The sequence below is a fragment of the Streptomyces sp. NBC_01775 genome (genome assembly GCF_035917675.1).
Classification (GTDB): Bacteria; Actinomycetota; Actinomycetes; order Streptomycetales; family Streptomycetaceae; genus Streptomyces.
Genome location: NZ_CP109104.1, coordinates 2,405,420 through 2,417,940, shown reverse-complemented (window position 1 = coordinate 2,417,940; position 12,521 = coordinate 2,405,420). Strand labels below are relative to the sequence as shown.

Genomic DNA, 12,521 nt, shown 5'->3' with positions numbered 1-12,521 from the left:
GATGTCAGCCCGCGCCGGCGCTTGTCCCCGGCCGTCCTCACCCTGGAGCGGCAGCGCTGGAAAAGCTCAGTCGATGAAATACGTCCAGAAGACGCCTACTTCGTGCCGGGAGGCCGCCAGCACGCCGAGGTCCATGAGATAGCCGTGCGCCCGGGCCTGCTTGCTTGTGGCGAAGCAGGAGACGGAGAAATTCCGGCGGGACCAGTCGGGGGTGAGTTCGCCGGTGAGGTCCTCGGCGTTGGTGGCGTACTCCGCGTCGTCGCCGAAGCGGCGCAGGACGTGGGCCGCCGCGGCGCTGACCCGGTCCTGGTGGTCGGGCATCCCGTAACCGGGTGCCTTGAAGGGGTGGAAGGCGTATTCGAGGGCCTGCCCGGTCATCAGCTGGACGGCGCCCTCGGCGGTGGTCAGCTCCAGGTGGTGGTTGAGGTGGTTCTCGTCCAACTGGTCGAGGGGGAAGGCGGGCGCGTGCCGCGTACGTTCGGCACAGCCCTCGTGCGCGTCGACGTTCCGCCAGCCCCGGGGATCGCGCCCGCGACGGGCCATCACGTCGAGTGCGTCCGTCAGCCAGTCCTCGTGCCGTCTGGGCCCCACGGCCGCCAGCCAGAGCCGCAACTCCCCGAGCGCGTCCGCCCAGGTGCGGGCATCCGGCGCGGCGGTCCCCGGCGCCGCCGTACCGCCGGGAGCGGTACCGGACGGCGGGCCGGGGGAGGCGGGGGAAGTCATACGGCACCCTAGCTTCGCGTCGCACCGTGGCTCCGGGGTGGCCTCATCAGGCGCACTGTCGGGCCGGGGCACCGGTCGTACGGAGGGTGCCGAAGCTGTGGTCAGTGCGCCGTCACGTACCGGTGTTCAGGCGGGTCGGCGGGGGCGAGGGTCCTCTTGACACCGGCAGCGCAGGCGAAGCCGACGAGTATGCCGAGGGTGTTGGACACCAGGTCGTTGATGTCCGCTGTGCGTCCGGACTCGGTCAGGTACTGCGTGACCTCGATGGTGAGCGACCCGAGGAACCCGACGCATGCCGCCTGGTACCACCGGACGGTCAGGCAGGCGAGCAGGATTCCCCCGGGGGCGAACATCGCGGTGTTCAGGAGAAAGTCGACGACGTCCGCACGGTTGCCCACGTTCAGCAGCGTGAGGTTCACCGTCTCACCTCCCCCGGGACGTGTTGCGAAGGTGAGGGTCGTCACGGCTGCCGCCCATATCCCTATGAGGGTGGGCAGGACGCGATGAGTGGCGCCGCGTGCGTTGCCGAACACCGAGCCGGCAACGGCGCCCGCCACTCCGACGACGAGAGCAATAGCGACAAAAGACATCACGGAACCGTACGTGACCACAGCGGTCACCCAAAATCACGGACGGCCGGACCCACGCCTACCCCAGGCGATCGCCGAACCAGCTGCCCAGGGCGTGGCGCAGCGCGTCCAGGTCGGTGGCGTCCGTCTCGCCCTCGGCGGCCCAGGCGACGTAACCGTCCGGGCGCACCAGCAGCGCGGTCGGCCCGTCCTGGCCGGGCAGGGTGCGCACGTCGACCCGGTCGGTCCAGCCTTCCGCGGCGGCGCGCAGCTTGGCCGAGTCGGCCAGGTCGAACAGCACCGGCCGGGGGAGCCGCATGGCGTCCTCTCGGCCGGAGTGGTCGCCGCGGACCAAGTCGGTGTGATCGACCGCGCCTTCGACCTGCTGATGAACGGGGTCGGCGACTTCGGCGACTTCGGGGCGGAGGCGCCGCGCCCGCCGGACTGATCAGCCGCCCCCGGACCGATCGCCGTCCCACCTCGGCGGGGGCGGGGGGAGTGCCGTCAGATCGTCAGGTCGCCCTCCGGCCCCGTGAGGGTCGCCGTCAGCCCCGGGGTGCTGCCGGGCACCACGTCGAGGTGGACGCCGAGCGCCTGAAGGCCCGGGGTGAGGGAGGCGGGCTCGGGGTGGGTGCCGGTGAAGGACGTCAGGGTCACCGCGAGCAGCTTGCGGGAGGCCGGATGCGGGGTCTCGCCCCACTCGATGAGGAACGGCAGCATCCCGTTGCCCTTCTCCGCGAACGCCAGGCGCCAGCGCAGCAGTTCACCCTCCGGCGTGCTGCGTGACATGGGCTCCGCGTCCCCGGGGTCGTAGCCCAGCTCGCGGGCACGGGCCACGCGCGCGTCGAGGTCACCGGTGCGCACCGCCCAGGTGACCAGGGCCGGCCCGGTGAGCGCGTCGATGCCGAACGGGCGCGGCCGTGCGGGCTCCGGCTGCTCCGGATCGGGGCCGATGATCTCCAGATAGCGGGCGCCGCCGAGCCCCAGCAGATGGTTGCGGGTACCCAGCCCCTCGTGCCTGCCGCCCGCCATGGGACGCACACCGGTCACCCGGCGCACCTCCTCGACGGAGGCGGCCGGGTCGGGAGTCGCGTAGACGAGATGGTCGAGTGACGCGTCGATACGGGACATGGTCTCTCCAGATCTCGGACAACAGCTCCGCGAGCGATCATCACACGCCCCCGCCACGTCCCGGCGCTCTCCCCGGCCCCGGCTCCCGGAAGGTCACCGCTCCCGCTGTCCCGTCCATCCCCCGGAGGGCCCCGTCCGTTCCCCGGAGGGCCCCGTCCGTTCCCCGGAGGGGAAGGAGCGGGGCCGGTGGCCACGGGGCGCGAGCCGGTCGACCATCTCGGCCAGCTCCTCGCATGCCTGCTCGATCTTGCGCTGGGTGTTGTGCTTCTCCGCCGTCACGGCGGCCAGCAGCAGCGCGGTCAGCGCGGCCGAGCCGTTGAGGGCCTGGAGGCTGATCATGCCCTCGATGAGGGTGTGGTGTTCGAAGCCGCCGACGCTGTCCGTGGCCGCCCAGGTCGCGGCGACCGAGACGATGGCCGTACACAGCGCGGCGCCCGCGAGCTGGAAGCGCAGCGAGGCCCACACCAGGAGCGGAAAGACCAGGAACAGCAGGTTCACCGGGCTCCTGGTCGCGAGGAACGCCAACGCCGTGGTCACGGCCACCAGCACGGCCGCCTCCGCCATGCGCCGCCACCCGGCGGGCAGCCGCACCTTCCGCAGGGCCAGCAGCAGCGGCGTGATCACGAGCACGCCCACCGCGTCGCCCGCCCACCACGCCGACCAGACGGGCCAGAACTGCGTCAGCTCGATGTTGTCGTTGACGACCGTCATCAGCGTGCCGAACGTCGCGCTCGTCAGCATCCCCAGGAAGGCCCCCAGGAAGACGAGGCTGACCCCGTCCCTGAGCCGGTCCAGCTCGATGCGGAACCCGGCGCGGCGCAGCAGGACGTACGCGATGAGCGGCGAGATGGTGTTGCCCGCGACGAAGCCCACCGTGGTGGGACCGAGGGGGCCCATCCCGGTGACCACCAGCAGCGCTCCCAGCGCGAGCCCCGGCCACACGCGCGGGCCGAAGTACAGCAGGAAGCTCACGGCGATGCCGGTCGGGGGCCAGAACGGGGTGACGACCGCGCCCTCGACCGTCACGTGCCGCAGCAGCCCGACGCGTCCGCCCGCGTAGTAGCACCCGGCGATCAGCAGGACGCGCAGCCAGTAGACGGCGGCTCGTCGGGCCGGGGACGGGTGCTCGCTCGTCGGTTTCTCGGTGCGTGCCACACGTTCATCAGACAACGCCGGCCCGGCGGGCAGCGGTGTGACACGCCTCCGGGCCGTCGTAGCAGAGCACCAGGACGGCGGCGTCGTCGGTGTGCCCGGTCTTCTCCGCCACCTCCATGACCCGGTCGGCCAGTGTGTCGGGCTCCTCGTGCACGCCCTCGCGCAGCACCCGCTCCACCTCTGCCAGGCCCTCCTCCAGCGCGAATGTGGGCCCCTCGACGACACCGTCGGTCAGCAGTGCCAGGGCGCCGGGCTGGGTGAGGCGGTGGCGGGTGACGGGGTAGGGCTCGTCGCCCTGGACGGCCAGCGGCAGACCACCCTCGTCCTGCACTATGCCGCTCGTGCCGTCGGCGCGCGCGTAGACCGAGCCGGTGTGTCCGGCGCGGGCGGCCTCCAGCCGCCAGGTCACCGGGTCGAACCGCAGGAAACCGCAGGTCGCGAAGAGGGGGTTGTCCATGGCCAGCAGCAGTTCGTTGGCGGTGTGCAGGATGTGGCCCGGGTTGGCGGTCCCGGTGGCGGCCACCGCGCGCAGGACGATGCGGATCTGGCCCATGTAGGCGGCGGCCTCCACGTCGTGGCCCTGTACGTCGCCGATGCTGAAGGCGAGGGTCCCGTCCGGGAGCCGGAAGCCGTCGTACCAGTCGCCGCCGATGTCCAGCCCGTCCCGCGCGGGGGAGTAGCGCGCCGCGACCCGGAGTCCGTCAGCGGTGGGCAAGGTGGAGGGCAGCATGCCGCGCTGGAGGGCCTCGGCCAGCTCGACGCGGGCGCGCTGGACCTCGATCTCCTCCCGGGCCCTGGCGGTGAGCCGGCCGAGCTGCGTCAGCAGATCGTCGGCGCTCGCCGACCGCGCGTGACGATGCCGGCCCATGCCACCAGGGTAGGTGTGGGCGCCCGCTACCGCCTGGCGAGCTGCTCGCGCAGCCGTTCGACGGCGGCCGGGATGTCGTCGGCTCCCGTCAGGTCGCTGCCCACGCTCACGGTGAACGCGCCCGCCGCCAGCCACTCCGCCGCGCTCTCCAGCGTGACTCCGCCGGTCGCCATGATCCGGGCGCCCGGCAGCACCGAGCGCAGCGACCGCAGATAGGCCAGGCCGCCGACGTGCGCGGGGAACAGTTTGGCGACCCCGCGCAGGGCCGAGGCCCGCAGCTCGGTCGGCGTCAGCCCGCCCTCCACGAACAGCCGGCCGGCCCGGTCGGCGACCGGGCGCACCTCGGGCACCTGGAAGGGGCTGACGAGGAACGCGGCGCCCGCCGCCAGCGCGCGCTCGGCCGTGCCCGGCGAGGTGACGGTGCCGAGCCCGACCGTCGCCGTCGGCTCCCGGTGCGACCACGTCTCCACCAGCTCCTCCCAGCCGGGGGTGGTCGCGGTGAACTCGAAGGTGCTGATGCCCGCCGCCAGCAGGGTCCGGGCCAGCTCGTCGGCCGCGTCGGCGTCGGCGGCCCGTACGGTCGGCACGATCCGCGCCGCCTCCAGCCGGGTGAGCGTGGACCGTACGCCGGGCGTCAGGTGCGCGGTGCTGCCGAGGTCGGTGGTGGTGCCGAGCTCGGTGGTGCTGTCAGGGCCGGTGGTGCCGCCGAGGTCGGGGTCCGGCGCCGGGGCCTTCTCGGCGCGGGCGCTCACGCGGGGGCCGCTATCCGGGCGAGGGCTTCCAGGGCGCTTTCGGCGTCGTCCCCGGTGGCGCGCAGCACGATCTCGTCGCCGTAGCGGATGTTGAGCGTCAGCACGGACAGCACGCTGCGGGCCGGTACGTGCGCCTCCTGGGAGGCCGCGTCGGCGCGAGCGACGGTCACCTCCGCCGCCACGCCTGCCGCCGCCTGTGCGAAGGCCGCCGCCGGGCGGGCGTGCAGCCCCGCCTCCTCGGTGACCTTGAGCCGTCGTTCCACCGTAGCCACGTGCGAGTTCTCCAATGCGTCGGTGCGGAAGGGGGTTGCTGCGAGATATCAGGTGCGAGGTACGCGGATCAGGCGGGAGAGCCGAGCAGTTCGGTCAGGCGCCGTACCACCAGTTCCTCCTCCTCCCGGGTCAGGGACCTGGGATCGACGGCCAGGCGGCCGGTGTTCGCCTGGTGGTCGCGCAGGAAGACCGGCGGGCTGCCGGCGGACAGCTCGGCCGCCAGGCGCGCCGCGTCCCGGCCCGCGCCCGCGGGGTCGACGGTCAGCTCGGCGCGGTGGATGTCGCGCCCCGCCTCGTCGCGCACGACGCGCGCCGTGACACCGGGAAGCGCCGCCAGGCGCGCGGCCAGGCGGGTCATCCGGTCGCGGTGGCCGTCGTGCCCGGTGGCGGACCCGCTCGCCGCCGCGTGCTGGCGAACGGCGCGCACCAGCCCCAGCACCGTCTCCTTGCCGACCTTCATCGGCCTGCCGATGCCCGCGTACTGGGCGCGGCAGGCGGCGATCAGCGGTGCGGAGCCGCAGACCATGCCGGAGGTGGGGCCGCCGATGGCCTTGCCGCCGCTGTAGATCACCAGGTCGGCGCCGGTGGCGGGCCAGGCCCGCAGGTCCTCCTCGGCCGCCGCGTCCACGATCACCGGGATGCCGTGCTCGCGGCCGAGGGCCACCAGCTCGGCCAGCGGCAGCATGCCCTTGTGCACAGCGTGGTGCGACTGGACGTACAGCAGCGCCGCCGTGCGCTCCCCGATCGCCTGGGCGACGTGCTCGCGGCGCACCTTGTTCGCCGCGCCCACCTCGACGGGGGAGCCGCCGCCGAGCGCGATCATCTGCCGTACGGGCGCGCCGAAGTGGACGGCGTGGCCCTTTTGCAGGATCACCTCGTGCGGCCGGTCCCCGGGGTCGGGCAGGCGTTCGATACGGGCCAGGTCCTCGCCCGCGATCAGTGCGGCGACCGCCAGCGCGATACCGGCGGCGGCGCCGGTGGTGGGGCAGGCGTCCTGGGTGCCGGCGGCTGCGGCCAGTTCGTGTCCGGCGGCGCGCAGCAGGTCGTCCATGACGACGTGGCTGCGCGCGGCCTCGCCCATGGCGGCCACGACCTCGTCGCTGAGCCTGCTGCCGCCGAGTGCGGTCATCTTCCCGTTGGCGTTGAGGGCCGGGGGTAGGCCCAGCTCTTCGTAGAGAGTGCTCATGGTGCCTTTCGCGAAGGGGGTGCGCACCCGGGGGTGGCGCTCACCTGCCGATGAGGGGGAGGGCGCTCACTTGCCGGCGATGGGGAAGAAGACCCCGAAGAGCATCGCGCCGAGGATGGCGCCGCCGGTCAGCGGCTTCTTCCACCAGTAGAAGAGGATCGCGCCGATGATGGAGCCGAGGCCGACGGGGATGGAGGCGGTGGCGGCGGCGATGATGACGAGCGGGCCCAGGTAGCGGCCCGCGGAGTTGCCCGCGCCCATCATCACGTCGGCGCCGAACGTCGAGGTGCTCTCGGGGGAGTTGATGGTGGCGCGGCGGATGCCCAGGATCAGGCAGCCGATGGCGAAGCCGATCAGGGCGCCGGTCGGCAGGGCCAGCCAGAAGTGCTCCAGCGGGGCCGTGACGCCGCCCGCCAGCAGCATCGCGGGGATGCCGATGCCGACGCCGGTCTGGAGGGAGCCGCCGATGTCGAGGATGCCGACCATCGGACCCTCGATGATCCGGGCGAAGAGGAAGCCCGCGCCGAAGGCGGCTGCCGCCCCGTAACTGCCGCCGTTCATACCGGCCTTGAGGAGCGCGACCACGGCCACCTCGTTGAAGGCGCCGGTCTGGTAGACGTAATAGAGGTGTGTTCCGGCGAAGATTCCGGCCGCCAGGGTGGCGACGAAGACCGGGAACGCCCACTCGGACAGCCAGAAGCTTCCCTCGCCCGGCACCTTCGTCTTCGAGGCCCGTTCGGGGCCGGGAGCCGCTGCCGCGGCGTTTGTTTCCGCGTGTGTCATGCGTCTGCCCCGCCTCTCAGTCCGTGGGGGTGGTGCCGGTGGTCTCGTGGAACTGGCTCAGCCAGTGCGGCGCGTGGACCTTCATCTGTTCCAGGAGCTGGAGGTCCACGCCGCGCAGGAAGGCGCTGACGACGAAGAGCGCGGTGACGGCCCCCACGAGCGTCCTGGTGAGCCGGGTCCAGCCCAGGTCGTCCAGCCCCTTGCCGACGACGATGCCGAGCACGATGCCCGGCACGGCGTTGCCCATCACCACGTGCGCGAGGCCACCCAGCACCGTGCCCCAGCCGCCGGTACGGCGTCCGGCGTCGACGGCCGCCATCCAGAAGATGATCGGCATCACGGGGTTGATCAGCCACTCGGAGGCGGGGCCCAGGACGTCGGCGGCGACCTTCTGGAGGGAGTGCGGGATCGAGGCGGCCGTGGTGTTCAGCACGGAGATCAGCACGATGCCGACCCCGGCGCCGCAGAAGGCCATGCGGCGCGGGTTGTGGAGCGTCTCCGCCAGGTTGCGGTTCTTGGCCATCGACAGCGCCGCCGCCCAGTGCGGCACGATGCGGTGGTCCACGTCGCCGGTCAGCGCGCCCGCGCCGACCGTGCTGGCCCAGGCGTTGAAGAAGAAGCCGAAGCCGAAGGAGAAGTGTGCGATCGGGTCGTTCTCGCAGGCGTTCAGCTCGCCGAGGGTGCGGAAGGCGCCCATGCCCTGCACCTTGGGGGCGTGGAACATCCGGGCCACGCCCGCCGAGGCCCCGAAGCCGATGAGCGCGCCGATGACGATCGACTCCAGCAAGATGGTGACGGTCTCGTTCATGGCCGCCTCACCTCATGTGGAGCGCGTGCTGGAGCGGGCTGAGCCGCTCCTCGCGCACGGAGAATTCGAGCGCGTCCAGGTCCAGCGACGCCACCCGCACCTCGATCTTCAAGGTGAGCGAGAAGCGGGAGCGGCTGCGGGCGAACAGCAGCCCCAAGAAGCGTTCCGTCCACCGGTGTTCGACGGCCTCGACCACTTCCAGGTCCACCGGTTCGACGCGGAAGCACACGCCGGTGGTCTTCTCGCCCGCCGTCTTCTGCACCTTGGCCATGGCGTCGGCGAACGCCTTGTGCCGGCTGGGCCCCGAGCCGCTGAGCCGCAGCACGTGCCGGGTGTGCTTCATGCGGTCTCTCCCAGCTTCTTCAGCAGCGCCTCGGTGACCGCGTAGCCCAGCTCCTCGGTGTCGAGGAAGCCGAAGCCGAGGACGGTGCGGCCCTGCTGGACGGCGGTGACCCCGGCCTGCGGGGTGCGCATGCCGAACTCGATGTCGTGGCCGTACTTCGCCTTGGCCGTCACGGCGCCCGCGCCGCCGCTGCCGCAGAAGGAGATGCCGAGCGCCGCGTTCTCCGCCGCCATCACATCGCCGACCTTCATGTCGGCGCCGGGACCGGGTATCAGCACGGGCTCGGCGCCCGCCGCGCGTACGCCGTCGGCGACGGCCTGTCCCTTGCCCAGCCGGTGCCCGATCACGATCTTCACGATCATTGTTCCGCTCCCTCGCTTCTCGTGTCTGTGTGTGCGGTACGCGCCGGCCCGTTGTTGTGCGCGTGTGCGTGTGCGACCTCGAAGTGCAGCGCGAACAGCAGGACCTCGCTGTCGTGCGCGGCGAATCCGCGCGGTGCGCAGTAGGCGTCGACGAGCCGCCGGGCCGCGGCCCGGCGGTCCGCCGGGACCTCGTCGTAGAGCTGGGCGCCGAGCGGCTCCAGGTGTTCGCCGTCCCGTACGCGCCGCACGAAGGCCAGCGCGTGCACGGCGACGGCCAGCAGCCGCTCGTCGTCCATACGCAGCCCCTGCTCGTCGGCGTGCCGCTGGATCAGCGGCAGCAGCTCGGCGAGCTCGGTGCGGTCGGCGGCCTCCATGGGCGCCGAGCTGCCGGCGACGGCCTCGGCCAGCCGCTCGGTCAGCGCGGCGAGCCGCCCGGTCAGGTCGGTCATACCCCCGCCTCCCGGGAGGTCGGGGGGTGGTGACGGCCCGCGCGCACGGCCGCGTACGGGACCAGCGAGCGGCTGCCCTCGCAGCGCTCGCCCTCCGCGTCGGTGAAGGTCACAGCGCCCTCGCGCAGCCGCAAGAGGCTCAGGTCGGCGGCCGAGCCGGGGCGCAGGGTGCCCAGCTCGCCCGCGAGGCCGAGGACTTCGGCGGCGCGCACCGTGGCGCAGGCCAGCACCTCCATGAGGGGCATGCCGAGCGCGAGCAGCTTGCCGAGGGTGTCGGTCAGCGAGTGCACGGGGCCGTCCGTGTTGCGGCAGTGCAGGTCGGTGCTGCACGTGAACGGCCGGATCCCGGCGGCCAGGGCGCGGCGCGCGGTGCGGAAGGAGAAGCTGGCGCTGCCGTGCCCCACATCGAGGCGAACGCCGCGCTCCAGTGCCGCCCAGGCCTGGGGCAGCGGCTCGGGCCCGGCGCCGAAGAGGCCGCCCGGCTTGCCGTGGAAGGCGTGGGTGACCACGTCCCCCTCGCCGAGCAGGTCCAGCACCTCGGCGAGGGCCGGCGGTTCGTTGCCGACGTGCACCATGACGGGCAGGCCGTGCGCGCCGGCCAGCTCCTTGGCGGTGCGCAGCGGGGCGAGCCCGCTGTCACCGAGCACGGAGCGGCTCATGCGCACCTTGAGCCCGCGCACGGCGGAGTGCTCCTCGCGCAACAGCGCGTCGGTGGCGGCGGTGTCGAGGTCCCGTGCGCCGCCCGCGAGTTCACTGTGCCCGTGGACCAGGCCGTGCCGGGAGACGTTCAGCCAGTTCAGCACCCGCGTGCGGGCCGGTGCGCTCACCTCGGCGCGGAAGTGCGGCCACGCGTCGCTGCCGCAGCTGCCCGCGTCCACCACGGTGGTGACGCCCTGCTCGACCCCGACGGAATCGGCGGTCACCCCGAGCCCGGTGCGGCCGGGGAAGACGTGGGTGTGCAGGTCGATCAGGCCCGGGGCCACCAACAGGCCGTCGACGTCGAGGACTTCGCGGGCGGTGAGGGAGCCGGGGGCGCCGGTCGCCGCGATCCTTCCGTCGTGGACGGCGAGGTCCCCGGCCCGGAGGGTGCCGCGCTCCGGATCTGCCAGCAGGCCGCCGCTCAGGAGGAGTTCGTACATGCACGACCGCCTTTCGCGGGCGCGGGGAAAAGGGCACGATGCGTCTGCCGAGTCGCGCCAACCGTTCCGTAGGATAGATTGACGTTCCGGAGAGCGGATCGCTGGCAAACTAACCGGATGCCGTACGGAGGGTCAATGGATCGCGAGAAGTCGGTGAATTCGGTCGCCAAGGCGCTGCGCGTGCTCCAGGCGGTCGCTCGCCCCGAACTCCCGCACCGCCTGAAGGAGATCGCCGAGTACGCGGGAGTGTCCAAGGCCAGCACCCACCGCATCCTGGCCACCTTGATCGAGGAGGGGTACGCGGTCGCCGACGGCGAGGGCCGCTACGGGGTGGGGTTCCAACTGCGCGCGCTGGCCGCCCAGGTCTTCTCCGACGACACGGTCGGCATCGACGCCGTCCTGCGCGCCCTCCAGCAGCGGCTCGGCCAGGCCGTGCACCTGGCCGTCCTCAGCGGCGACCACGCGACCTACACCCACAAGGTCGACCCCGGCCACGCGTACCGCATCGCCACCGAGGTCGGCGCCCCGCTGCCGCTGCACGCGAGCGCGGCCGGCAAGGTGCTGCTCGCCCATCTGCCCGAGGCGGAGGCCGAGAACCTCCTCGACCGCGCGGGCCTTCCCGCGCGCACCCCGCACACGATCACCGACCGTGACCGGCTCCAGGCCGAGTTGGACCTCGTGCGCAAGAACGGCTACGCCGCCGAGTACGAGGAAGCGGACGAGGCCGTGTGCTCCCTGGCCGCGCCCGTGCTGGACGCGGAGGGCTACCCGATGGGCGCCGTCTCCGTGTCCTCGCTGGTCTTCCTCGTCACCCGCGACCAACTGCCGGGCTTCGCCCCGGCGGTGTGCCAGGCGGCGAAGGAGGTCTCCCGGCGGCTGTGAGGGCGCGTGTCGGGCTGCACCCGCGGCTGTGGCGGGGGCTGTGTCCGGGCTTGCGTCCGGGCTGCGTCCCGGTTTGCGGGGCGGCCCTGCGCCGGGCGCTCAGCAGCGCTTGGCCACGTGTCCCCGCTCGCCCGCCGGGAGCACATCGCGGTCGCGCAGCGTCACCGACAGGTCGTCGCCGTAGCGGCGGCACGCGCCCGTGAAGTCCTCGCGCACGTACTCGATGTCGAAGAGCCTGCCGTCGTACGCCTTCGCGTAGTCCCCGCACTCCTTGTAGTGCGCGCACTCCTCGACGACGGCGAAGTCGAAGCCGATACGGGAGTGGTGCGGGAGCAGGTCCGTCGTGTTCTTCTGGGCGATCGCCAGGTGCCGCCCGTGGGCGCGCTCGGCCAGCAGTTGAGCGAAGGCGACCGCGTCCTTGGTGGTCAGCTCGCCTTCGGAGCGCTCGTAGGAGTCGAGGTTGTCCGGCTCGACCGCGTCGAAGCCCGCCTTCGCACAGCCGTCGATCCACGGCCCGACGACCTTCATCAGCGCCTCGCGCCTGGCCGGGGTCGAGATGTCCAGCAGCGGCTCGTCCCAGTCCCGGTCGACGACCAGTTCGCCGTCCTTCTTGAGGAGCAGCTCGGAGTGGTGCCGCTTCCACCAGCCGATGGCCTTGCCGGGCTGGGTCTGGAAAGCGTTGACGTAACAGACGTTGTAGAGCCCGGGCGCGGGCTTCGCACGCCGGTCGCGCGAGACGGCACGGACGCCGCGCGGCGGCGAATAGGCGCCGCCGAGCTGGTAGTCGAAGGGGGTGTCCGCGTCGGGGGCGCGCACCTTGCCGGGCCGGTCGCCGGGGTCCCTGGGCGAGGGATCGGAGGTGGCGCAGCCCGTCACGAGCGCGCCGAGTGCGCCGAGCGTGGCGCATACGAGGAGGGCGCGGGACGCGCTGACGGGACGCCGGGGGCGGTGGGAGGCAGGAAAAGGCGCCCCGATCTTCGTACTCACGAGCGAACCCTAACAACACCGGGCACACCGGCCGCAGTCGGGAATGCCATGACCGGTTCGTGGAGGTCCCGTGAAGGGCGGGCCGATCCCGGAAACCGGTGGGGTTGCGGG

The 12,521-nt window shown here is 72.7% G+C and carries 17 protein-coding genes; 1 reads left to right on the top strand and 16 read right to left on the bottom strand.

Annotation, left to right across the window (positions count from 1 at the left end; all coding sequences use genetic code 11):
* Positions 1-66: 66 nt before the first annotated feature.
* The 15 genes from OHB04_RS10915 to OHB04_RS10845 all read right to left on the bottom strand — a co-directional run bounded on the left by OHB04_RS10915 (position 67) and on the right by OHB04_RS10845 (position 10,541).
* Complete coding sequence (locus tag OHB04_RS10915) at positions 67-723, bottom strand: hypothetical protein (protein WP_326687476.1); 657 nt, start codon at positions 721-723, stop codon at positions 67-69.
* A 101-nt stretch (positions 724-824) separates the two neighbouring features.
* Positions 825-1,313, bottom strand: a complete 489-nt coding sequence (locus tag OHB04_RS10910; protein ID WP_326807371.1) for a VanZ family protein — start codon at positions 1,311-1,313, stop codon at positions 825-827.
* Positions 1,314-1,371: 58 nt separating this feature from the next.
* The gene (locus OHB04_RS10905) at positions 1,372-1,611 is read right to left on the bottom strand and encodes an aromatic-ring hydroxylase C-terminal domain-containing protein (protein ID WP_326687474.1); all 240 of its coding nucleotides are present in this window, start codon (positions 1,609-1,611) and stop codon (positions 1,372-1,374) included.
* Between the two features lie 185 nt (positions 1,612-1,796).
* A complete protein-coding gene (locus OHB04_RS10900) occupies positions 1,797-2,423 on the bottom strand; it encodes a VOC family protein (RefSeq protein ID WP_326687473.1) in 627 nt (208 codons plus the stop codon).
* 93 nt (positions 2,424-2,516) lie between these two features.
* The gene (locus OHB04_RS10895; protein WP_326807370.1) at positions 2,517-3,578 is read right to left on the bottom strand and encodes an MASE1 domain-containing protein; all 1,062 of its coding nucleotides are present in this window, start codon (positions 3,576-3,578) and stop codon (positions 2,517-2,519) included.
* Between the two features lie 7 nt (positions 3,579-3,585).
* Complete coding sequence (locus tag OHB04_RS10890) at positions 3,586-4,446, bottom strand: PP2C family protein-serine/threonine phosphatase (RefSeq protein ID WP_326687471.1); 861 nt, start codon at positions 4,444-4,446, stop codon at positions 3,586-3,588.
* Between the two features lie 26 nt (positions 4,447-4,472).
* Positions 4,473-5,198 (bottom strand): bifunctional 4-hydroxy-2-oxoglutarate aldolase/2-dehydro-3-deoxy-phosphogluconate aldolase, encoded by a 726-nt coding sequence (locus OHB04_RS10885; protein ID WP_326807369.1) that lies wholly within the window; start codon positions 5,196-5,198, stop codon positions 4,473-4,475.
* Positions 5,195-5,470: an HPr family phosphocarrier protein gene (locus tag OHB04_RS10880; RefSeq protein WP_326807368.1), complete on the bottom strand. Its 276-nt coding sequence runs from the start codon at positions 5,468-5,470 to the stop codon at positions 5,195-5,197. The genes OHB04_RS10885 and OHB04_RS10880 overlap by 4 nt, the downstream gene beginning before the upstream one ends.
* A 68-nt stretch (positions 5,471-5,538) precedes the next feature.
* The gene (locus OHB04_RS10875) at positions 5,539-6,657 is read right to left on the bottom strand and encodes a DgaE family pyridoxal phosphate-dependent ammonia lyase (protein ID WP_326807367.1); all 1,119 of its coding nucleotides are present in this window, start codon (positions 6,655-6,657) and stop codon (positions 5,539-5,541) included.
* A gap of 66 nt (positions 6,658-6,723) precedes the next feature.
* On the bottom strand, positions 6,724-7,440 hold the full coding sequence (locus tag OHB04_RS10870) for a DUF4310 family protein (protein WP_326807366.1): 717 nt from the start codon (positions 7,438-7,440) through the stop codon (positions 6,724-6,726).
* Positions 7,441-7,456: 16 nt separating this feature from the next.
* A complete protein-coding gene (locus OHB04_RS10865) occupies positions 7,457-8,248 on the bottom strand; it encodes a DUF4311 domain-containing protein (RefSeq protein WP_326687466.1) in 792 nt (263 codons plus the stop codon).
* A 7-nt stretch (positions 8,249-8,255) separates the two neighbouring features.
* Positions 8,256-8,591 (bottom strand): DUF4312 family protein, encoded by a 336-nt coding sequence (locus tag OHB04_RS10860; protein ID WP_326687465.1) that lies wholly within the window; start codon positions 8,589-8,591, stop codon positions 8,256-8,258.
* Positions 8,588-8,953 carry an SFCGS family glycine-rich protein gene (locus tag OHB04_RS10855; RefSeq protein ID WP_326687464.1) on the bottom strand — a complete coding sequence of 122 codons (366 nt, stop codon included), beginning with the start codon at positions 8,951-8,953 and terminating at the stop codon, positions 8,588-8,590. The genes OHB04_RS10860 and OHB04_RS10855 overlap by 4 nt, the downstream gene beginning before the upstream one ends.
* Positions 8,950-9,402 (bottom strand): hypothetical protein, encoded by a 453-nt coding sequence (locus OHB04_RS10850; protein ID WP_326687463.1) that lies wholly within the window; start codon positions 9,400-9,402, stop codon positions 8,950-8,952. Before OHB04_RS10850 ends, OHB04_RS10855 begins: the two co-directional genes overlap by 4 nt.
* Positions 9,399-10,541, bottom strand: coding sequence for an amidohydrolase/deacetylase family metallohydrolase (locus tag OHB04_RS10845; RefSeq protein ID WP_326687462.1), 1,143 nt, complete (start codon positions 10,539-10,541; stop codon positions 9,399-9,401). The genes OHB04_RS10850 and OHB04_RS10845 overlap by 4 nt, the downstream gene beginning before the upstream one ends.
* Before the next feature lie 135 nt (positions 10,542-10,676).
* Between OHB04_RS10845 and OHB04_RS10840 the strand changes: the two genes are divergently transcribed.
* Complete coding sequence (locus tag OHB04_RS10840; protein WP_326687461.1) at positions 10,677-11,423, top strand: IclR family transcriptional regulator; 747 nt, start codon at positions 10,677-10,679, stop codon at positions 11,421-11,423.
* Between the two features lie 99 nt (positions 11,424-11,522).
* Here the strand turns inward: OHB04_RS10840 and OHB04_RS10835 are convergent, their stop codons facing one another.
* Positions 11,523-12,410 (bottom strand): endo alpha-1,4 polygalactosaminidase, encoded by an 888-nt coding sequence (locus OHB04_RS10835; protein ID WP_326687460.1) that lies wholly within the window; start codon positions 12,408-12,410, stop codon positions 11,523-11,525.
* Positions 12,411-12,521: the final 111 nt, after the last annotated feature.